Source organism: Corynebacterium sp. HMSC067D03 (genome assembly GCF_001811185.1).
Classification (GTDB): domain Bacteria; phylum Actinomycetota; class Actinomycetes; order Mycobacteriales; family Mycobacteriaceae; genus Corynebacterium; species Corynebacterium coyleae.
This window is the reverse complement of sequence record NZ_KV803811.1, coordinates 37740-59447: the sequence shown is the minus strand read 5'-3', so window position 1 is coordinate 59447 and position 21708 is coordinate 37740. Positions and strand designations below refer to the sequence as shown.

The 21708-nt window shown below is 59.8% G+C and carries 17 protein-coding genes; 5 read left to right on the top strand and 12 right to left on the bottom strand.

The genetic code is table 11. The features are described 5' to 3' along the window. The first annotated feature begins 26 nt into the window (after positions 1-26). Complete coding sequence (locus tag HMPREF2785_RS04830; protein ID WP_070614399.1) at positions 27-3848, top strand: Pls/PosA family non-ribosomal peptide synthetase; 3822 nt, start codon at positions 27-29, stop codon at positions 3846-3848. 47 nt (positions 3849-3895) lie between these two features. Here HMPREF2785_RS04830 and HMPREF2785_RS04825 read toward each other — a convergent pair whose 3' ends face one another. The 4 genes from HMPREF2785_RS04825 to HMPREF2785_RS04810 all read right to left on the bottom strand — a co-directional run bounded on the left by HMPREF2785_RS04825 (position 3896) and on the right by HMPREF2785_RS04810 (position 7399). Then, on the bottom strand, positions 3896-4654 hold the full coding sequence (locus HMPREF2785_RS04825) for a hypothetical protein (RefSeq protein ID WP_070614398.1): 759 nt from the start codon (positions 4652-4654) through the stop codon (positions 3896-3898). A 5-nt stretch (positions 4655-4659) separates the two neighbouring features. After that, a complete protein-coding gene (locus HMPREF2785_RS04820) occupies positions 4660-5169 on the bottom strand; it encodes a hypothetical protein (protein WP_070614397.1) in 510 nt (169 codons plus the stop codon). A gap of 1388 nt (positions 5170-6557) precedes the next feature. Next, the gene (locus tag HMPREF2785_RS04815; protein WP_070614396.1) at positions 6558-6962 is read right to left on the bottom strand and encodes a DUF6036 family nucleotidyltransferase; all 405 of its coding nucleotides are present in this window, start codon (positions 6960-6962) and stop codon (positions 6558-6560) included. Between the two features lie 14 nt (positions 6963-6976). Continuing rightward, positions 6977-7399, bottom strand: a complete 423-nt coding sequence (locus HMPREF2785_RS04810) for a hypothetical protein (protein WP_101740970.1) — start codon at positions 7397-7399, stop codon at positions 6977-6979. A gap of 322 nt (positions 7400-7721) precedes the next feature. On the opposite strand from HMPREF2785_RS04810, the gene HMPREF2785_RS04805 reads away from it, so the two are divergent. The 4 genes from HMPREF2785_RS04805 to HMPREF2785_RS04790 are packed head-to-tail and all read left to right on the top strand — an operon-like array spanning position 7722 to position 10662. Then, a complete protein-coding gene (locus HMPREF2785_RS04805) occupies positions 7722-8609 on the top strand; it encodes a transporter substrate-binding domain-containing protein (protein WP_070614394.1) in 888 nt (295 codons plus the stop codon). 3 nt (positions 8610-8612) lie between these two features. Next, positions 8613-9266: an amino acid ABC transporter permease gene (locus HMPREF2785_RS04800; protein WP_070614393.1), complete on the top strand. Its 654-nt coding sequence runs from the start codon at positions 8613-8615 to the stop codon at positions 9264-9266. After that, the gene (locus HMPREF2785_RS04795; RefSeq protein ID WP_070614392.1) at positions 9256-9927 is read left to right on the top strand and encodes an amino acid ABC transporter permease; all 672 of its coding nucleotides are present in this window, start codon (positions 9256-9258) and stop codon (positions 9925-9927) included. Before HMPREF2785_RS04800 ends, HMPREF2785_RS04795 begins: the two co-directional genes overlap by 11 nt. Then, complete coding sequence (locus HMPREF2785_RS04790; RefSeq protein WP_070614391.1) at positions 9928-10662, top strand: amino acid ABC transporter ATP-binding protein; 735 nt, start codon at positions 9928-9930, stop codon at positions 10660-10662. Here HMPREF2785_RS04790 and HMPREF2785_RS04785 read toward each other — a convergent pair. From HMPREF2785_RS04785 to ppk2, 8 genes are all read right to left on the bottom strand, one after another. Then, positions 10659-11183 (bottom strand): GNAT family N-acetyltransferase, encoded by a 525-nt coding sequence (locus HMPREF2785_RS04785; RefSeq protein WP_141750639.1) that lies wholly within the window; start codon positions 11181-11183, stop codon positions 10659-10661. The genes HMPREF2785_RS04790 and HMPREF2785_RS04785 overlap by 4 nt on opposite strands. Next, complete coding sequence (locus HMPREF2785_RS04780; RefSeq protein ID WP_070422461.1) at positions 11173-11457, bottom strand: type II toxin-antitoxin system TacA family antitoxin; 285 nt, start codon at positions 11455-11457, stop codon at positions 11173-11175. Before HMPREF2785_RS04780 ends, HMPREF2785_RS04785 begins: the two co-directional genes overlap by 11 nt. Before the next feature lie 222 nt (positions 11458-11679). Next, positions 11680-12771: an ImmA/IrrE family metallo-endopeptidase gene (locus HMPREF2785_RS04775; protein ID WP_070614390.1), complete on the bottom strand. Its 1092-nt coding sequence runs from the start codon at positions 12769-12771 to the stop codon at positions 11680-11682. A 363-nt stretch (positions 12772-13134) separates the two neighbouring features. Further along, entirely contained in the window at positions 13135-16566 is a 3432-nt protein-coding gene (locus tag HMPREF2785_RS04770) for an LPXTG cell wall anchor domain-containing protein (protein WP_168164677.1), read from the bottom strand. A 262-nt stretch (positions 16567-16828) separates the two neighbouring features. Continuing rightward, positions 16829-17728 (bottom strand): prealbumin-like fold domain-containing protein, encoded by a 900-nt coding sequence (locus HMPREF2785_RS04765; protein WP_070614388.1) that lies wholly within the window; start codon positions 17726-17728, stop codon positions 16829-16831. Further along, positions 17728-18636: a class C sortase gene (locus HMPREF2785_RS04760; RefSeq protein ID WP_070614387.1), complete on the bottom strand. Its 909-nt coding sequence runs from the start codon at positions 18634-18636 to the stop codon at positions 17728-17730. Before HMPREF2785_RS04760 ends, HMPREF2785_RS04765 begins: the two co-directional genes overlap by 1 nt. A 175-nt stretch (positions 18637-18811) precedes the next feature. Then, positions 18812-20275, bottom strand: a complete 1464-nt coding sequence (locus HMPREF2785_RS04755) for a SpaH/EbpB family LPXTG-anchored major pilin (protein WP_070614386.1) — start codon at positions 20273-20275, stop codon at positions 18812-18814. A gap of 458 nt (positions 20276-20733) precedes the next feature. Then, positions 20734-21633, bottom strand: a complete 900-nt coding sequence (ppk2, locus tag HMPREF2785_RS04750; RefSeq protein ID WP_070422455.1) for a polyphosphate kinase 2 — start codon at positions 21631-21633, stop codon at positions 20734-20736. Positions 21634-21708: the final 75 nt, after the last annotated feature.

The window sequence follows — 21708 nt, the reverse complement described above, 5'->3', positions numbered from 1 at the left end:
GCCCGGTTCGGTCTAACCTAATCCGCATGGTTCAACCCGAGCCCCTCCCCGATCCGCTCCTGCGCAGCCACCTCGCCCCGCCGGAGCGGACACTTATAGACATCCTTTTCGCCTCCGCCGAAGCACATCCCGGCGCGGCGGCCATCGACGACGGCGAGGTAATCACGTACGCCGAACTCGTCGAAGAAATCGACCAACGCGCCACCGCCATGCGCACCCAGGGTGTGCCGTACCGGGGCCGCGTCGGCATCCGGATGACGTCCGGCACCCGCGAGTTATACCTCGCTATCTTGTCGACGATGCGCGCCGGCTGCGCCTACGTCCCCGTCGACGCGGACGACCCGGACGAGCGCGCCGAAACCGTGTTCACCGAAGCGGACGTGGACGCCATCTGGACCGACGCGGGCCTGCGGTTGGTGAAGGCGCCGGTTGGTGGTGGCGTGTTGGGCGGCGAGCTTGGCGCGCTTGCGACAGTCACCCCCGACGACGACTGCTGGATCATCTTCACCTCCGGCTCCACCGGCAAACCAAAAGGCGTAGCGGTGACCCACCGCTCGGCCGCCGCCTTCGTGGATGCGGAGGCGCGCCTGTTCTGCCAGGACGAACCGCTCGGGCCCGACGACCGCGTGCTTGCGGGCCTGTCGGTGGCGTTCGACGCGTCGTGCGAGGAGATGTGGCTGGCCTGGCGCCACGGGGCGTGTTTGGTGCCGGCCCCGCGCGCGCTGGTGCGCTCGGGTCAGGATTTGGGCCCGTGGCTGATCCGTCGCGACATCACGGTCGTCTCCACCGTGCCTACCCTTGCTGGGCTGTGGCCGAAGGAGGCCCTGGACAACATTCGCCTGCTCATTGTGGGCGGCGAGGCCTGCTCCCAGGAACTGACTGACCGCCTTGCCGACGGCCGCGAGATGTGGAACACCTACGGCCCTACTGAAGCCACCGTGGTGGCCAGCGCAACCCGGCTCTTCCCCGGCAAGCCCGTGACTATCGGCTGGCCGCTGGACGGTTGGGATCTCGCCATCGCAAGCGACGGCGAGGGAGAAGCAGGTGAGTTGATCATCGGCGGCGTGGGCCTCGCGCGCTACCTCGACCCGGAGAAAGACGCGGAGAAGTACGCCCCCATGGGTGATTGGGAGCGCGCGTACCGCACCGGCGACCACGTGCGACTCACCGAGGATGGCCTGGCGTTTATCGGCCGCGCCGACGACCAGGTGAAAATCGGCGGGCGCCGCATCGAGCTCGGCGAAGTGGAGGCCAACGTGGCCGCGCTCGACGGCGTGTATAACTCCGCCGTCGCCGTACAAACGCTGCCCGCAGGCGACAAGGTGCTCGTCGGCTATGTCTCCCCCGACGACGGCGTTTCGCTGGACGTGCAGCAGATGCGCGAGCGCCTCGCCGAGGTCATGCCGGCCGCGCTCGTGCCGCGCATCCACGTGATGGACGAACTACCGATCCGCACCTCCGGCAAGGTGGACAAGAAAGCCCTGCCGTGGCCGCTGCCCGCCAGCGTGGACGCGGTCGGCATGACGCCGACCGAGCAGTGGGTTGCCGAAGCATGGGTGGCGGTGCTCGGCCTGGACGTGCCGGGCAAGGATGCGGATTTCTTTGAGTTAGGTGGGTCGTCGCTAGCTGCCGCCTCGCTCATCGCGCGTCTGCGCGAGCGCGTGCCCACCATCGCGGTGCGCGACCTCTACGACCACCCGAGGTTGGAAACGCTTGCATCGCTTATCGACGACCTCACGCGCACCACCCACACCTCCACCCGCAAGCGTTCTGTGACTCCAGTCTCGGGCGCGACCCGCCTGGCGCAGACGCTGCTCATGGTGCCGGTGATGACTTTGAAGGCAGCCACAGCGGTGACGTGGGTGGCGGTCGCAGCAAATGTGCTGGGGCTGACTGAGTTGTCCTGGACCTGGCTCGCCGTGGCGTTTGCGGTGCTGTGCACGCCGCTGGGCCGGATCCCGATCGGCGCGCTCGGAGCGCGTGCGATCCGGGGTCGGATCGGGCCTGGGGTGTATCCGCGCGGCGGCGCTGTGCATTTGCAGCTGTGGACCGCTGAGCGGTGGCTGGCGGCCTCCGGCGCGATGAACATCGCCAGCGCAAACGCCGCCAAGGTCACCGCCCGGCTACTGGACAACACGGTGGGCAAGGACGTGGACATGCACGCGTTCGCGCCGGTGACAGGCCTGGCCACCATCGGCGAAGGCGCAGCCATCGAGCCCGGCGTGGACCTCGGCGGGTATTGGCTCGACGGCGACGAACTCCACGTCGGCACCGTGGTCATCGGCCCCGACGCCCGCGTGGGCGCGCGCTCCACCCTCATGCCCGGCACCGAGATCCGCGAGGGCGCCCACGTGGAGGCGGGCTCCACCGTCACCGGCGACAAACCGGTGAAGAAGCACGCCCGCTGGGCCGGCTCGCCCGCCCGCAAGAAGGGGCGCTCCAAGCACCGCTTCCCCAACGAACGCCCGCCGCGCCGCCCCATGTGGGCGCTTGCGTACGGCCTGACCTCGCTGGTCCTGTCGGTGCTGCCCGCGCTGGCGGTGCTCGGCGGTGCGGCGGCCACGCTCGGCCTGGCGCGCCTGGTCGAGACTCGCTCCGTGTGGGGCCTGCTGGTCTTCGCACCCGTCGGCGGCGTGGTCTACATCGGGCTTGGCCTCGCCCTGACCTGGGCCGGCGTACGCCTTGCGCAACTCGGCGTCCAACCCGGCGTCTTCCCCGTCCGCTCCTTGCGCGGCTGGAGCCTCTGGACCGTCACCCGTCTCATGGACGACGCCCGCACCCGCTACTTCCCCATCTACGCCGGCGCCGCCACACCCGTCTGGCTGCGCCTGCTCGGCGCCGACATCGGCGAACACGCAGAAGTGTCCACCGCGGTCATGGTGCCGAAACTCACCGAAGTCCGCGAAGGCGCATTTCTTGCCGACGACACCCTCGCCGGCGGCTACGAAATCGGCGGAGGTTGGATCCGGACCGACCACGCCGTCGTGGGTAAGCGGTCATTCGTGGGCAACTCCGGCATGGTCGCCCCGGGCCGCAAACTGGCCAAACACTCCCTGGTGGCGGTGCTGTCCGCGAGCCCGAAGAAGTCCAAGGCGCACTCGAACTGGTGGGGATCCCCGCCCGAGCGCATGCGCCGCGTGGAAGTCGAAGCCGCAGGTGAAGCGACGTACGAACCGGCGAAGGGGTTGGTGCGCAGGCGTGGTGTCGTCGAGACGATGCGCCTTCTGGCACCCATGACCCAGGCGGTACTCGCGGCCCTGTTCGCGGCTTGCGTGGTGACGTTGCTTGAGCGCGTCGGCTGGTGGACGTACCTGCTCGGCGGGCTTACCTGGATGGGCGTGGGCGTCGTCGCGGTGGCCTCCGCCGTGGTGGCGAAGTGGGTCCTCGTGGGCAAACACCGCGCCGGCGAACACCCGCTGTACTCCTGGTTCGTGTGGTTTAACGAACTGCAAGACCAGTTCATCGAAGTCATCGCCGCACCCTGGTTCTTCAACTGGGCCACCGGCTCCGGCGAAATGAACCTCGCACTGCGAGCCCTGGGCGTCCGCATCGGGCCCGGCGCGTGGGTCGAGTCCTACTGGTTCCCCGAAACCGACCTGTGTTCCGTCGGCGCCGGCGCCACCGTCGGCCCGGGCACCGTCGTGCAAACGCACCTGTTCCAGGACCGCGTGATGTCCCTGGATACCGTCACCATCGAGCCGTCGGCCACCCTCGGCGCCCACTCCGTCTCCCTGCCGGGCTCCGTCATCGGCGCCGGCGCGACCGTGGGCCCCGGCTCGCTGGTCATGCGCGGCGACGAAGTGCCCGCGATGACGGTATGGCAAGGCAACCCGGTGGAGCCGCGGTAGGTGGGGGCGGCCCGTCCCTTTCGCGGAAGTCGGGGGCCGATCCCGACTCATCGCTTCTCGGGAGGCAAACGCGGCTGAATCAGCTCAGGTACTGATATAGGCCCCCGGGGACGCAACCGTCTGATCTCTTGAAGAGCCTCGCTCCAATGTTCCTGGTCCAAGGGCAGCCAATTTTCAATGTCGGACATGTAGGAACTCGAGAGAATGTTGTTTACCGCAACTCGCTCAGATTTTGTCAGCTCTCGTTTTACTTCCGTCCTATTAGCGCACGCCAGTAGTGCGAGCGCATCTTGAACGTGACGTTCACGGTTTCCATCGGCGAGCCGGAGGGCGTGGCCCTTTATTGAGATGGCAGACCAAACGTTTGGCAGGCGGACCGCCCGCTCGTCACTAACCGGTACCTCCAGAACATCCTTGAGCGTCCCATCCGAAAGGATGCCGAGTGCTGATTTGGACCCGGGACACTTTACGACGTTGTACCCGCGCCATCGGTCGGGCGTATTTTCACTGTCTTTCCCCATCACATCAACACGAAATCCCTGGCCACCGAGAAACTGGTGGAGGAACCCTTCTCTAGTTAGTGGCAAGACTGGCTCGTATCCGCTTTCCTCCAATTTTTGTGCCACACTGCCCAGAGTCGAATGGTTAACCGGATCCACGACTATGTCGACATCTTCTGTTGGCCTGGCGTAGCCAACCTCATTCAACGCGCAGTGCAGGTGGGTCATCGCCCCGCCAACGAGCAACCAGTCTTCCCCATCAAGCGCAGACGCAACCTTGAGGAGCAACAGACGAACGTGGTCCATAGTGGCTACGCTGCGAGTGTCGAGTGCTCTACCACATACGCTCGGACCGCCTGTTGCAGCCGAGCATCCCCAAGCATGTAAGCATCAGCGAGAGCTTGTTGCTCAGTGCAATCTGTTTCCCTGATGAGGACACCTACACGGGATGTTTGATTACACAGCCCATAGATCCCCGCATCGATCAGTTCGTCTCGCGAGGATGCTTGCACATACCGGCGTCCCCCTGGCGCAAGCCCCATTTTCCGGGTGTCCAGTAGTCCTGCCTCAGCCGGCCGGAATTGATCCACGAGGTTGAAATAGGTCGGTTCGACATAAACGAGATCCCAGGCAACAAACGATTGCTCAGCGCCGAAAAGCCTAGTGAACTCCTCGGAGACGAATCGCGACAACGCTTGCGCGAGCATGAGGTTAATGGTTCCGTGCTCATCCAACACTGCGCGTCCGCTCTTGACCACACGTCTCATGTCTTCTAAATCTGCGTGGAAGTTCTCGGCAGCTTGCTCCAACGTAACCCTCACCTCGCACCTCCTCACTTACGGACATAGGGGACGAACCACTTCTCAGGGCTTTTGCCTGAGCCTAGTGGTTCGATCTGCACCTTTCTAGTCCCCGTTCTACGAATTTCTCGGGGATCGCTGTCAATCGGGCTCGGTGTAGACCCGTCTCGTTGTTCTCGGCATCTAAGGCAATGCAATCCCGTCGAGCCGCGGTAGGGGGAGCGGGTCGGCGGTGCGGGCCGTGGTGCGGGCCGCGCGCTTTTCCGGCGGCCTTCCTCGCCCCTCCCCGCGTAAAGGTCGTTACCTGGAGCCCGTTAGTGCGACCCTAACCCCGTACTAACGGGTTCCAGGTAAAGACTTCTAGCAGCCGAAACGCGGCGTCAAATATCACCTATCTCGAGAAATATCCCCTTTTCTAGAGCTCCGCTGCAATGACTTCAACGAATAGTTCGACTGGCCCATCAACGCTGCCGAACTGTTTCACCGCTTGCTCAATGTCTTGAGCATTGCGTAACCCCAGGTGTTTCGCGAGAACAACCGCATCTGTTGCGACCGGCTATTTGGTAGCAGTGTCGTGACTATCCGGTAGCGCTTCAGTGAAGCATCCGGTAGCAGCTCAAATTGCATGGGGTGATGATGGTTCCTGTATCCGCTTCATTAGGGTGCGGGACGTTCCAGATGAAGTCCGCATTTGAAATTGGAGCTATGCTGCGGAAGCCTCCCCGACCGCCCCAACTCATCGGCACTAACGAAGCCGGGTTGCATTTCATCTCGCTTCAGGAGCGGCCCAAGTTCATCCTTGATACCTGTCGATTCGGAGTAGTTGGTACCACGATTCCGCGTAGTTGGTACCGGTGCTCCACGTACTCGGTACTGCAGATCTCTTTCACAGTTGATGCTGGAAGCACCCTGTTTCGGTGATGTTGTGTCAGCGTGACCTGTTATAAGAAGTAGACGTCTGGAGCCTGCTCGCGGACTGCACCGCTGTCTCGACACCAGGCCGACAACAGTGGTGGGCATTCTGGGCAGCCCGGGGTCCGAGCGTTCTAAGCGCCGAAGACACATTGAACCGTTGCAGGCAGGCAGGCAGTTGCGAGTAACGCTGCCGGTGAGCCGTCTGCAGCATAATGGCCACCGAATCCGCATAGAAGTCATCACCATGCGCAACGGCGCCGCCTCAGTGGGCTGCTCGAACGACTAATGCCTAACAGCCGGGGCCGTGCAGTCGGCTCGGTTCGGCTGTCCACGTACCAACTAATTGGAACGCGGCAGTACCGAGCCTTCAGGACGCCGGTACCAAACCCGCCCCTGACAACGCGGCCATCCCTGAATTCTTCACCGGCTCGCCGACGGTGCCGAGCCCGGGTGAGCCTCCGCTACCGGATGCTCACTCAGCCGCTACCAAATACTCACCACACCGCTACCATTTCAGTCTTCTGAACAGCAGCATCATCGAGGTCCTGCTCCGCCTGGCGAGTCGAAACCACCTTGGTAAACAACAGAAACTCTGCTGACGCAATCTCGACAGTGAGATTCGGACCAATAACTAGGAGATCCGGACTGTGATCGGCCGAAAAAGGTAACCCGAGATCGTGCACCTGTGAGTTCACCCAGTCTGTAGGTAACCCGAGTTTTACGGCTGTTTCTTCAACCGCATTTCGAACTTGCCGGTAGTTCCCAAAAACAGAATCGATATCTGCCGTTGCCCTAGTCGCGTCGTACCTCAGAGCAATTGCAGCGCCTCCGATAACGCGGAGCGTCGCCTTCGCTCCCTGATTTCCTAACTGTTTCTCGAGCTCTGCAAGCGCGTGCAAGAGCTAATCTCGCGTCAGATCCACGGGCGATCGTGATCCTTCGCCGTTCGTAGATTTCCCTCACCCAAGCAGATACTTCTTTTACGGAAGGAGATCGGAGTCCGTTCAAGGTTGAAAACGAACCGAGAAGGACGACTCGTCGGGTAGAACCAGGCCTCAGGAGGTTCGGAAATCTCAACAGACCATCCAGGGCTCTCCCCAGGGAAGCGTTCGGAGTACGTCATCTCAGCAGCAGCTCGAATGACACGATCCCAATCTGCATCTCCAGTCGTATCCGGTTCACGGTGCGCCGCTATGAACTCCTTGTGATCTTTAATATCCCGGATCTCTGACACAACACGCTTCAGCACACGCACCACAAAAGAGGAATCATTCTCGGCAGCAAGTTCACATTGCACCCATTGTGCAAAGCGTTCATAGGTATAAAACTGATCCATTTGCGCCTCCTTCCTCAATTCGAGCCTTCGGCTTCGATTATGACCCACTAGCGCCTCTGCGTACAGACCAAACTCGACTGCCATGCAGCGATGCCGACCAATCGGCTGCACCGTACCTCCCTCGCAAATGTCGTTACCGGGATGTCGTTCGTGCCACTTCAACCCCGCACCAACGAATTCCTGGTAACGACTTCTAGCAGCCGAAACGCGCCGCATGAATACAAAGCGAACACCCCAGTTCACAAAACTAGACAGACTGGTGTACTTTTACTGAACCAAGCGGTATCCGCCGCCGTAGTTTTACAAAAGAAAGTTCACTGTCATGTCGCTCTTCCCTTCTCGCAACACCCGCAAGGGCCTCGCCGCCAGCGCCGCCGCGGTCCTCGCCGCCATTACCCTCACCGCCTGCTCCGCGGAGTCCGGCGATACCGACGCCACGAACGGCGCGGAGCCGGCAGCAGGTTTCCGCGACGTGGCCACGATCCAGGAGGCCGGCTCGGTGAAGATCGGCGTGTTCTCGGATAAGTCCCCGTTCGGCTACGTCGACTCGAACGGCGAGTTCGCCGGTTACGACATCGAGTACGGCAATCGTTTGGGCGAGGACCTGGGCGTAAACGTCGAGTATGTGCCGGTAGAAGCCGCTTCGCGTGTGGAGTTCCTGGACACCAACAAGGTCGACATCATCCTGGCCAACTTCACGGTGACCCCGGAGCGCCAAGAGAAGGTGGATTACGCCAACCCGTACATGAAGGTGTCGTTGGGTGCGGTCACGCCGGACAACGCGCCGATCGATAGCGTGGAGGGCCTTGAGGGCAAGAACGTGATCGTCGTTAAGGGTACGACCGCGGAGGCGTACCTGGAGAAGAACCACCCGGAGATCAAGCTGACCAAGTTTGAGCAGTACACCGAGGCGACGAACGCGCTTCTCGACGGCCGCGGCGACGCCTGGGTCACCGACAACACGGAGGCTCTCGCATGGGCTGGTAAGACCGATGGTTTCTCCGCGACGATCCCGACGCTGGGTGAGACGGACACCATCGCGGGCGCGGTGGCGAAGGGTAACGACGACCTGCGCGAATGGATGAACAACGAACTGGTCGATCTTGGCAAGGAGAACTTCTTCCACGACGCTTACGAGAAGACCCTGAAGCCGGTGTACGGCGACGCGGTTTCCGCGGATGACCTGGTCGTTGAGGGTGGCCAGCTCTAACTCATGGACGTTTCGGTCATTACCGAGAACATCCCGGTTTATGCTTCGGCGGCAGTCCTCACGGTGAGGGTTGCCGCCAAAGGCATTTTGCTCGCCTTCATCGTGGGCGCGCTGGTGGCCGGGGTGCGGTTTTTCAAGGTGCCTGTGCTCAGCCAGGTCGCGCGGGTGTACATCGAGCTCTCGCGCAACACTCCCCTGTTGGTGCAGTTATTCTTCTTGTACTTCGGCCTGCCCAAGATGGGCGTCGTGCTGGAGAGTGAGACCTGCGCCGTGGTTGGCTTGGCCTTCCTGGGTGGCTCGTACATGGCGGAGGCGATCCGCGCTGGCCTGGAGGGGGTTGCCCCGATTCAGTTGCAGTCCAGTTTAAGCCTGGGCATGTCGCGGATGCAGGCGCTGCGTCACGTTGTCGCGCCGCAGGCCACGGCGCTTGCGCTGCCGGCGATTACGGCGAACATCATCTTCCTGATCAAGGAGACCTCGGTGGTCAGCATCGTGGCACTGCCGGATTTGGTCTACACCGCCAAGGAGCAGATCGGCCAGACCTACGAAACGCGCGAGGCGTTGCTGCTTTTGGTCACGTTCTACCTGATCATTTTGCTGCCGGTTTCGCTCATCGCGGGACGTGTGGAGAAGAAGGTGCGTGCGAATGTTTTCTGATCTGCAAGTCCTCGCCGACGGCAACAACTTCCAACGCCTCCTGATGGGCCTTGGCGTGTCCATCCAGATCGCGCTGGCGTCGATGGGGTTGTCGATTGTGTTGGGGACATTGTTGGGGGTGGTGATGTCGTCGAAAAGCAAAATTGTTCGCGTAATCACCCAAACCTACCTGCAGTTTGTGCGCATCATGCCGCAGTTGGTGCTGCTGTTTCTGGTGTACTTCGACGCCACGCGCGCGTGGGGGCTGAACCTGGATGCGCGGGTGGCGGCGGTGATTGTGTTTACGCTGTGGGGCACAGCTGAGCTGGGTGATTTGGTGCGCGCCGCCATCGAGTCGGTGCCGCGCCACCAGTACCTCTCCGCTGCGGCGCTGGGCATTGAGGGGCGCGCGCTTTATCGTCACGTTGTGCTGCCGCAGGCGCTGCGCGGGCTGATCCCCGCGACGATCAACCTGACCAACCGCATGATCATGACCACCTCGCTCGTCGCGCTGATTGGCGTGGTGGAGGTGCTCAAGGTGGCGCAGCAAATCATCGACGCCAACCGTTTCGAATACCCGTCCGCCGCCCTATGGATCTACGGCGTGGTGTTCCTGCTGTATTTTCTCGTCTGTTTTCCCATCTCGCTCGCCGCGCGCAAGCTGGAAGAAAGGTGGAGCTAGATGTCGCTTATCTCGCTCGAGCATGTCTCCAAGACGTACCCCAACGGGCACAAGGCGCTTAACGACGTCACCCTGTCCGTCAACCCCGGCGAAGTCCTCACCATCATCGGCCCGTCTGGCTGCGGCAAGTCCACGCTGCTGCGCACCGTCAACGGGTTGGAGCCGGTGGACTCCGGCCAGATCCTGGTCAACGGCCGCGACGTGACCGCCTCCTCAACCAAGCTCAAGGACGTGCGTTCCGACGTTGGCATGGTGTTCCAGTCCTACGACCTGTTCCCCCACCTGACCGTGATGGAGAACCTGCTGCTCGCCCCGAAGGTGGTCAAGGGCGCGGACAAGGATGAGGCCCGCTCGCGGGCGCTTGCGCTGCTCGAACGCGTGGGACTCGCCGCCAAAGCCGACGCTCGCCCGCGTGAACTTTCCGGTGGTCAGAAGCAGCGCGTGGCCATCGTGCGTGCGCTGATGATGCAGCCGAAGGCATTGCTTCTCGACGAAATCACCGCCTCCCTCGACCCCGAAATCGTCCGCGAAGTTCTCGACGTGGTGGTTGGCCTCGCCCGGGACGGCATGACCATGATCGTGGTCACCCACGAAATGGCGTTCGCCCGCGCGGTTGCCGACCGCATCGCGTTTATGGACGCCGGCCGCATCGTGGAGATCGCCCCGCCCGAGGAGTTCTTCGCCGCCCCGAAGTCCGAACGCGCGCAACGCTTCCTGGACCAGTTGGTGTTTTAGGCGGTTGCGGGCTGGGTCATAAACTGTTTGATGCCTCTAATCGGTAGCAAGAGATGTAACGGTTGCTCCGGCATCTCCTGAAATTCTGCGTACTGCATGTAGAACCGTTTCGCGTGTTCATCCAACGCGTGTACAACCACTGCCGCGGCTCCAATTTCTCCAGCCACAGTGAAGCACCGCGCTAGAGCGTCTCTCAGCAGCGCTTTCCCAACTCCTTTCCCCTGCGCATTCACATCTACCGCCAACCGCGCGAGAATTAACACTGGGATCGGATCGGGACGCCCTTTGGAAAACGATTCTGGCGCAGCTCCAGCAACGATCCCGCCCGTACAGACCGCATAGTACCCAGCGACGCGGTCATTCCACTTGGAAACGTAAACAACGCAGTTGTGTGCCCGTTGATTCTGCATGGCGTAGCGGCGAAACCACACATCGAGCGACACCTCACCACAATGAAAACTCGAACGATCATCCGCCTTAACAAGTTTCCGAGGCGACTGAAGCACACCGTCAGTCGCCAAATTGAAACTCCTTGCCAAATGGAGTCTCCTCAGCGAAAAGTTTGCCAAGCTTAGAGAAGTCGGCCGGCTGGTCGAGAAGTTCCTCAACACGAGAGAAACCTTCTTCCCCCAACACAAAAAGTCGCTGATCAGCAAGTACCATCAATGCGCGCTCCACGGCACTGTCGAGCACAAACTGTGACACCGAAGTGTTTGTCACCTCAGCGGCCCTGCGGAAAAACTCCTCTTGGTGTGCGGATGTACGCAAGTTCAAGCGCCGGTCTTTAACTGCCATTTCAAACTCCTTAAAGCGATGTACTCACAACGTACTCACGATCGAGGTCGATAGCAAGAGTGTTTAGAAAGGAGGAAATGGTAGCGGTGTGGTGAGTATCCGGTAGCGCTGTTTGCGACCGTGGTTTGCGCCGTCGGTCTTCGGCGCGTCGGAGATTGTCAGGAAATTCGTGCGTGAGGTGGCTTGTGTCAATCACGAGACAACGGGCGCAGCCGCTCTCACTCACGAGGCTTTTCTCCCTCGCGGTGGAATCCTCTCCGGCAGCTGCTCCTCAACGACTGCCCCGAAGAGCACTTCCAGAGTTTTCCCTGTCGTGAGCTTCCTCTGTTGATACGTGTTGAGCACCGCACTGCGATACAGGGGAGGAACTACATCCGGTTCTTTAACCATCGGGATTTCAAAACCAGCGTTTTGAAATTCTTGACTATCGGGCTTGCATTCCACCTCCAACGCATAGGTTTCACCGGTGATAACACCAAGGTTTGCAAGATGCCCAAGCGTCGCGCTCCAACTCACACCGCACTGAGCAGAGACCGCCAGCGCTAGCGCTCTCCTTTCTGCGTGCTTCGTCTCCATCCGTTCTACAAAGGAGCGCGGCATCAGCAGATGCGCAGCGAACGAATTCATAGCGCGTTCGACGTCTCCGTGGCCGCAGCCGGTTTCGGAAGACGTGCGATACACCCAGTGGCCGAGCTCGTGCGCAAGCGTGAACCTGGACCGGAGAAGCCCAGCACACTTATCCACAAGGGCAATACCAAACTCAGCACCTGGTTTGCGTTCGATCTCAGTTACCGCGCCTTCAAACGGAGATCCAAGGAAGGACTGGGCAAACACAAGCAAGCCAACGCGCTCACAGAACGCGGAGAAATCCACAATCGGCTCATCGCCTGCGTCTGCCCAATCGCGTACCTCAGCCGCGCGACGAGCAATGGCGTCATGGTCTACGTCCAAACGAAACCCTTGATGCGCTGCGTGTGCGATAATGCCTTCGCTCACCAGTTGTTCGACGTGTACAGACACCCGCTCGAGAGCAAGATCAAATGCCGGAGAGACGCCTCCCTCCGGTGCTGGCTTCCGGCTTGCAACAAGTTGTGGCCGTTCCTCTAAGAACCATCCAATTGGCAGTCCTGTCGACTCCGCGACCACTGCAATGTCGAGCGACCGAGGGAGATCATCACCGGATTCAATCGCGACTAGCCGCTCGGACGAGATCGACGATCCCTCAGTCGTCTCGGCGATGCTAAGTTCTGCAAGTTCTCGCGCCAACGCCATACGTTGCGCGATCTTCCTCGACTGCTTAACAGCATCAGTCATGCGAATATTCTGCCTCATCTTGAGATGCCGGGTTCTCGGTCCTCACCACAGTGCCGCTAAGCCAGCGGCCTAAACAGCGGAGGATCTAATTCCATTGACAAGGCCGGTATCTCGCGTAAGGTCGTCCGCATAACTCCCCCGTCCTCTTCGGAGGCGGGTTTTCTTTTACCCAAAAAACTCCTGCTTAAAAGCAAAACTCTCGGCCGAACGAACTTTCATTGGCGAAGAGCATCGGGATCGTTTCGACCTTCGGGCACCACTACCAACGCCATGGACGTTGCACTAAAACGAAAACGGGCGTTGCCCTAAACTTCGATGTTCAGAGCAACGCCCGTTTTCGACTATCTACGAGATCCGCGCCGGTTACGCCGCTACCTTACGACGTCCCACAAGCGCACCCGCAGCGATCAGCGCACCACCGAGCAGAATCGGCAGTTGGAGGCCAGCACCACCGGTCTTCGGGAGGTCGCCCTGGCGGACGTTGGCGACTTCTAGATACGCCGTCTGCTTGTCGGAGACGACGCTCCACACACCCTGGGTCGAAATATCGGAGACCCATTTGCCGTCCGATTCGTACTCAACCGCGACTCCTTGGTCCTGAACGGTCCCGCGGAACCGGACTGGTGCAGTGAGCAACGAGTACACAACGCCATCATCTTGTGTCGGTGCCTTCACCTCGACCAGGTCGTACTCCTTGCCTGGCTCAAGCACCGCGTCAAGGGTGTACGTGCCGCGTTCGGTACCTGGTTCGAGGTTCCACGTCTGGGGGTCCTTGCCTTCGGCTGCGGCAACCTCGCGGACTTCGAACTTCGCATCCGATAGTGTGTTGCTGCGGTTGTCCAGATCAACTTTCTTCACCTGGAGACCGAACTTCGGCTGGTCAGTCTTAGTGTTCGCGACGACGCAGAAAACCGTTGCAACGTCGTCACCACTGGTGTTCACCGGAACTCTGAAGCCCGTCGCGCCCGCGTTCTGAACTTCCAGAGAGGACTCCTCACCGTTGAGATACTGCGTACACACAGCATTCTTCTTATCGTTCTTCTCGCCACGCTGATATAGCTTGTAGCCATCTTGCTGGTACTCAGTAATCGTTGCCGTAGCCGGCTTGTCGGTGACCAGGTTCCAGGAAGCCTGCGGTTTGTCCGCACCTTCCTCTTTGGCGGTTTTCTTGGAATCCGCATAGACCAAGTCATTATTGCCCGCATCGATAATCGAACTGTTCGCCATCACCGAAAACTCCCAGTCCTTCGCACCGTCGGTGAGCACCTTGCCGTTGGCGTCGACGATCTGCTTTTGGACGATAATCCGCCCCTTGCAAAGTTGATTAATCTCGTTCGCGATTTTTTCAAGCTGACCGGCAAGCTGAGAATACTCGTTGATGTGAACCGTGCTACCCGTTCCGGAGATATCCTCACCCATTTCCTTTACGGTGCGGGTGCCGTACGTCCAGAGATGCTCTTGGTCGGTAACCTTCTTCCTTTTCGTGTTAACAATGTCCATCAGCCCATCGCTGCCTTTTTTCGTGTTGATAGCGGTTTCAGCGTTAACAATTAGATCCCACGAATTTGTACCGTTGCCTTTCGCATAGGCGGCACTCTCCCATCCCTCGTAGGCGGCATACTCCCCCTCGAGATCAATGAGGTAATCGCCGTTTCTTCCGCCCTTTTCATAAGCCCGGGTGCTTAGCAAGTCTTTGAGGATATAATCCTGCGTAACGGTGTTGTTGTTCCCGAGCGTGAGATCCACCATGACCGGCACGATCCTCGTGCCCTCCCGCTTCAATTCATTAGCTGCAAGGATCGCCCGGTTCAAAGAAGTAGCCTGCACGAATGCACCAGTGTTAGGAAGCAAAGCCTTGTTGGGATCCCGGTCATAGTTCTGCCAACCGCTGTTGTCGTATGTCGGCATACCGTCTGTAATGAAGTACACGATGTCGTAACCAGACCCCTGCACCTGCTTCAAACCAGCTTCCCAGTTTGTCGCATTACCGGCGTTTTCCTTCTTCCACTCGTTAATTGCGCTGGTGATTTTGGGGTTTACTTCCCCGTTAACTGCTACATCTACTGGTTTTTTCCCTGTGGTTCCTTTAGTACCGGCCTTGGTCGCAAAGTTATAGATACCAACTTGGGTGCCTGGCGCGTCCTTCAACGCATTGACCATTGCCGTAGCCGCGTCACGACTTCCCTTGAAACCGTCGACGCTGCCAACCGCATTCTGCAATGAGAGCGAGAGATCAGCCACGATGGCGATCTTCAAACCACATTTCTTCACCATTTCCGGGTTCGGAATTTGGTCGTTCATCCAATCCGATCCGTCAGGGTTGGTAGGTGGGAGGTCAGGGACTGGTTTCTCGGTGAGGGACGTACCGTGAATAGTCGCAACGACGTCGACGCTCTCCGGCTTATCGCTGAACTTCGAAGTCATCGTGAACTTCGCACCGTTCGGCACTTCGACAGAGTCGACCCGTGCTCCATTCTGCACTGGGTAGACCTCGTACTCGACGTAGTCGCTCGATACGCTGATCACTCGACGCTCGAATGACGTGCCCGGTTCAGTTTTGTCCAATTCGAAGGTGTACCCCTCAATCGCCAAAATGCTGTTAGGCGCGCTAACGCGAACAACCGCTTTCGAGAACGTCGACTTTCCATCCACAGTCGTGGTGGATTCGTAAGGGTTCTCGCCGGTGGTTTTCGCTGGGCTCAGACGAATTCCACCCTGCCCTTCCATAACGAATCGTTTCGTCTCATCGTCGATAGAGGGAGTCTCCTCCTCCGTCGGGGAGGTCTCCGGCGGTGTCGGTTCCGTCGGAATCCTGAAGGAGCCGTAGACCTCCACTGCGTAACGCTGGCGGAGAGTATCCAAGTTGTCGCTCCAGGCAGGAACACCATCGACGCCAATCTTTATGGAGTCCTGTCCCGAATAGATGATGAGCTGCTGAGCGACTGGCGATTCACCAGTTTCCGGGTCGAAAAAGGCTGCCTCAAAACCCTTGACGCGATTTTTCTCGTTCTTAAGTTCCGTAGCATCTTTGAAATAGAACTGTTCGTCAGCAGCGTCGTTCTTGACGATCATCGCTCTGTTATTAGGTTTGCGGGTGTTGTCCTCAATATTGCGAACGACAACACGCGTGATCCTGATGTCTCGCCCTACCTGGTCAGGGTGTTCGCCGGTTGGTCGAACTTCGAAATACGGCTCCGTACCAATATTCTCAAACTTCTGTTTGCCCGCAGCGACGATCTCAGAGCTGAGCTTGATTTCCTCGGACCATTTCGTGTCGTTCGTAGCACGAGCCTGACCAACACTGGTTGGGGCTCCGGCCACGGCAGCCCCCCGGTTCTGACCGTATCCAGAAGCGGACAATTCCCGCACCGTCGGAACATCGGCACTCTCGGCGATCGCGTACTCACCGGCGTCGGTCGTGCGGACCTTTACCTCGATGTGCTTCGGCGGCACCTCATCCAGTGCATTCAAGTCGAAGGCGATGTAGCCGCCCTCGGCGTTGTTGGTGAAGCCATAGCTCTCCGGATCGAGATTTTTGCCATCGGCAATGAGCGACAGAATCTCTTCAATTTCGCCATCGCCAATTCGCTTGATTCCGAAGATGTCTTCCTGCGAAGCTTTGCCGCCGAACCGCCATGCTTCGCCTGTGGGGTCGTCGATAGTGATTGCGTCAACCTCACCGAAGCGGGTGGTTTGTACGGCAGCTTTCTCCGCTACGGCAGGCTGCGTCGCGCTCATCGGCCCTGCGGTCTGTGCCGCCGGAGCTACTGCTTCCGCAACACCAGTTTCGGACACGGCAGGCTCCGCAGCAGCGGTCGTTTCCGAAGCGGTAGCAGTCTCCGACGCCTCCACGTGTTCCGAGGCCACAGCACTCTCAGCCGTAGTTGCAGAAGCAACCGGTTCCTGCGCGTCGACTGGGTAGGAGCCCAGGCCGGCGGCGAGCGCCAACGAGGCGACCACGGCAGCGACTCCACGAACGGAGCGACGGGCGCGCGAGCTCGCAGTGGCTGCAGGCTTCATTACGTTTCGCATAATCCTTGTTCCTAAATCCGCTTATCTACCGTGTCTGTTCTTCGTTTTTGTTTCGCCGGGCTAGTACGAATCCGATCAAAATCAACAACCCGCCGAGTCCCGCGGCCCACAGCACGTTCGCGCCTGTGGAGGCCAGGTCCCCGCCGCGGGTGTTATCCCCCGGTTTGGTCACGGTGGTCACGGAACTGGTTCGCGTGGTCACCACGGTGGTGGAGCCGTCGGGCCGGGTGGTGGTCAACGTGGTCTTGACCGGGGTAGTCACCGTGGTCACGGTGCTGCCCGAAGGTGTCGTTGTCCGCGCGGTGGTCCCTGGCGATGTCGGCGTTGTCGGTGTCGACGACCCCGGCGTCGGGGTTGGCGTCGGCGACGGCGACGGGGACAGGCCCGGATCGGTGTCCCACTTGGTCACGATGACGTTGTCGTAGGTGAAACGCTCACCCGACACGTCGCCAAGCGGCAGGATGATCAGCTGCGGGCTGGAGAGGTGGTACTCGTGGTCGTCGTCAGGCGCTTGCTCCTCGAGCAGGTACAGGCCAGGCTTGAGGTAGCTGAACTGCACGCGGCCCTTCGCGTCGGTGGTCGCCCTATCGGCGTCCTCCAGTCCACGCTTCCGAACATCCTCCATCGTGAGGTTCTTGGCGCCCTCGCGGCCTTCCTCCGTGGTCACGTCGATGCCCTTCACGCGGGAAAGCACGAAGATGGAGCCTTCGATGGCTGGTGGTTTCGCGCCGGCGGGGATGTCGTCGTTAGGGTTCGGCTCGTTCTTCTTCACCACCAGGAAGATCGGCTTGGTGGCGTCCACGCTGTTGGCGGGGATGTTTTTGTCGTTGCCGGAGACCACGCGGGCATCAGCAAGCGGCATGAGTGCGCCGGTGGCCAGGATGGACGCCGCGCCAAGAATCGCGACAATCTTCGAAGCTCGCATTAGGACTGAACCTCCTTGTTCATAGCGTCCTTGCGGTCGCTCTTCTTCTTTTCGCGGATGATCCACCAGATCAGGGCCAGCAGTACCAGCAGGGAGACGCCGCCGAGGGCCCACATCCACCACTGGAAGGTGGACGTGGATTCGTCGAGAATCTGCGCTTCGTCCGGATCCATCGGCACGCGCTCGGCGTGGACCAGCAGGCGGTGCGTATTGATGCCGTACGGGGTGCACGTGATCAGCGTGAGCAGGTCGCGGCCGGGCTCGGCGCGCAGGCTGTCGGTCTCGTCGGGGAGGACGACCTCGATGTCGTACACCTTGTACTTCATGCGCTCACCGAACGTGGAGACGTAGATGGCGTCGCCGACTTCGACGTCCACGAGGTCGTCGAAAAGCGTTGCAGTCGTGAGCCCCGTGTGGCCGGTGATCACAGAGTGGAAGCCTTCGCCACCGGTCGGCAGTGCGGAGCCGTACAGGTGGCCGAGCCCCTTTTGCAGGGTGTTTTCGCTGGTGCCGTGGAAGACGGGCAGGCGGACGTCGATAGACGGGATCGCAATTTGCGACATCGCCGACACCCCCGCCAACTGCGCCTCATACGCCTTGTACTCAGCGTTGTCTTCACTGATGCGCGCAAGCCACGGGTCCAGAATCGGACCGTCGGTATGCGCGCGGTTGTACGCGACCGCCGCCTCGTACGCGCGGTTGACCTGCTCCGGCGGTGCCGCCTCAAGCTGGTCTTCGTAGGTTTTCGCTACCTGTTCCTGTACGCGGTTGTTTAGCTGAGTAGCAACCACCGGGTACATCAGAACCGCCAGACCAACGAGAATGATGAGGACAGGCAGCGCGACACGCTGGAAGAACGACTTCTGCGCCGGTTGCTTCCGGTGCTTCGCCTTCACTGCTGTGGTCACGTTGTTGTCCTCTCTGGGGCCATCGCTTATCGACGACAACCCTTTCCTTCAAAACTGGAGCAGAAATTTAACGCCCTTCTGCTGGCGGGCGTGCGCTCCGGTTGGATCCGGAGCGCCTCCCGGGTTAGCGCTCGTTGGCGAGCACTAGCCCTGGAGTCCGCTTATGCGTTCTTGCTTATGCGGACTGGGAGTTGCGACGTGCCGCGTAGACACCGCCGCCGATGATCGCAAGACCAGCCAGGACGATGATCAGAACACCCATGCCACCCGTTCCAGGCAACAGCGGCTTGGTATTAACAACCGTCACGGTCTTCTGGACCTTCTCGTACTTAACGTCGCCTACCTGCAGATCCTCATTCAGATCGCTGTGCTTGAATTCGATCACAACCGGCTTGTTCAGCTTCTGGTAACCCTCTGGAGCCTGCGTCTCCACAGCGCAGTAACGCTTCGTTACTTCAGCAACTTTTTTATCGTCGATGTAGTCCGTAACGTGAAGCGACTTGTTGAACTTCACCAGACCATCCTGATCGGAAACAATGCCAGTTTCGATGGCTTCACCAGTAGTTTTACCGGACTCATCACAACGGAAGAGGTCGAACTTAGCACCCGCCAGCTTGGTGTTTCCACCATCAGTCTTCACGAGTCGAAGCTCGCCGAGGTAAGTCTTGACTTCGTCCCAAGGGGTTTCCTTGGGCTCGTCGGTCGACTTGGTGTTCGGGCCGCGAACGATGGAGCGCGCGTTGTTGACGATTTCGCCGTCGCCAATCTTCTGCATCGTTGCGGTGAGGTAGACCTTCACCTCTACCGCTTCTTGCTTGCTCACGCGATCCAGACCGGCGCCGACGAAATTCACCGTCTTAGTGGTGTCAGCATCAGCCGGTCCACCCTCGATGGTGCCGTCCACCACCTCGTATTCACGTGCCGGGACCTCTTCCCCACCGACCTCAACCTTCGTAACCTTCACATCGGTCAGCTCGCTCTTACGGAAAGCATCCTGAACCGCAAAGGAGGTCAGCTTGTTGCCCGCCGGAACCACCGGCGCATTTGCGCTAATAGTGTATTCGATGGTGTCGCCGGAGTTCTTGTCTTCATCCTTCACGGACTTTTCGACCTTCGTTTCCGTGTTCTTCGGATAGACAACCACTTCATTGATGTTCTTGGTGCCGTCTGCGGTAGTTACCGGAACGCTGACCAGGAAGGCCGGACCAGTGATGTAGTTACTGTCGGCCGGAACGCCAGTTTCCTTGACACGGTAAACACCTTCAGGCAGGTTGGTGAACCTCACTTTACCGTCGGCGTCCGTCGTGCCTTCTGCCGTTGCGCCACCTTGAACCGGGGTCGCGGCGCTTGCATCATTAATGTTGTCGGGATTCGGCGTCACCTGTTCGATGGAGAACTTGAAACCTGCACCAAGGTCAGTGCCGGGCGCTGCATCCAGGGCACCGCCGTTGTAGTTGCCGTTCTCTTGCCAGTTTCCGCCGCGCTTGTGAACAGTGAGCGAGTATGCGGTGGTCGCTTCGCCAACACCAGCGTTTACGTCTGCAGCGAATGCGTCCTGCGCGGCGATGCCGGCGGAACCGGCGAAGGTCAGGCCTGCGGCGATTGCGATCGCAGCGGTCTTCTTCATGGCAATTGCCATAGTGGTGGTCCTTTCGGAGAAATGTTTGTCGCTGGGCCCTATTGGTCAGCGAGAGAAGTCTGTTCGCACGACGTGTCCTTCGTGCGATTCTTCTGGGCCCAGCCTGGGCGCCATCGTAAAGTTTATTTGGTTGCACAACTTAAGTAAAGCGCAAATATGGGCCGTTTCCCCTCGTTAAGGATGGTTTCAGGCAAGTTTCCAAACCTTTGCGTTTGCTGCGAAAAGCGAGCTGGCCTTACAGGCAAATGACACCGAAAAACGGGTGTTCAACGTCACATATAAGGTGGGGTGGAGATGTTCGACACACTTTTTGCGTGAGTTTTTCAAGGGATTTCTTAGCAACCGCGCTAACCGCGTCAAACACTCCCCACCAGCACGTTTACCCCGCTATACAAACGCATGAAAAAGACCCTCTGCGCCGGAATCCCGGGGCAGAGGGTCGTCGCTAAGCAGGGACTCTAGTCGCCGATCTGGTCGCGGCCGCGCTTAACGATCAACGGGTCGGGCTCGCCAACCACGTCGTGGTCCTTGTTCGTGTACTCAAACTTGGACAGGATGTAGCGCATCGCATTCAGGCGAGCGCGCTTCTTGTCGTTGGACTTGATGGTGATCCAGGGGGACTCGTCAGTATCCGTGTAGCGGAACTGCTCCTCCTTCGCACGCGTGTAGTCCTCCCACTTATCCAGCGACGCCAAGTCCATCGGCGACAGCTTCCACTGACGCACCGGATCCACCTGGCGGATAGCAAAGCGGGTGCGCTGCTCCTTCTGGGTCACCGAGAACCAGAACTTGGTCAGCGAGATACCGGAGCCGAGGATCATGTTCTCCAGCATCGGCACCTCACGCAGGAACTCAGCGTGCTGCGACTCGGTACAGAAACCCATCACACGCTCAACGCCGGAGCGGTTGTACCAGGAACGGTCGAAGAACACGATCTCGCCCGCAGCCGGGAAGTGCTCAATGTAGCGCTGGAAGTACCACGACGTGCTCTCGCGTGGCGAAGGCTTCTCCAACGCAACCGTACGAGCACCACGGGGGTTGAGGTGCTCGTTAAAGCGCTTGATGGTGCCACCCTTACCGGCGGCATCGCGGCCCTCGAAAATAATGATGTGGCGCTGACCAGTATCCTTCGTCCAGTTCTGCCACTTCAGCAGCTCAATCTGGAGCGCGCGCTTCTCATGCTCATACTCATCGCGGGAGAGGCGCTCATCGTACGGGTAATTCTCGCGCCACGTCTGAATCGCAGTGCCATCCGGCATCAGCAGCACCGGATCGTCTTCATCGGTGTCGTCCACAACCCAGCCTTCGGTCTGGGCGAGGTCGATCATCGGCAGTTCGTCATCCTTGTGGTCAGCCATACCTCTCATCCTATTCCGCTTTGCCCCGCTGCGCTGGGAAAGCCCCCGAATAACAAAAATGCCCCGTCGCACGTA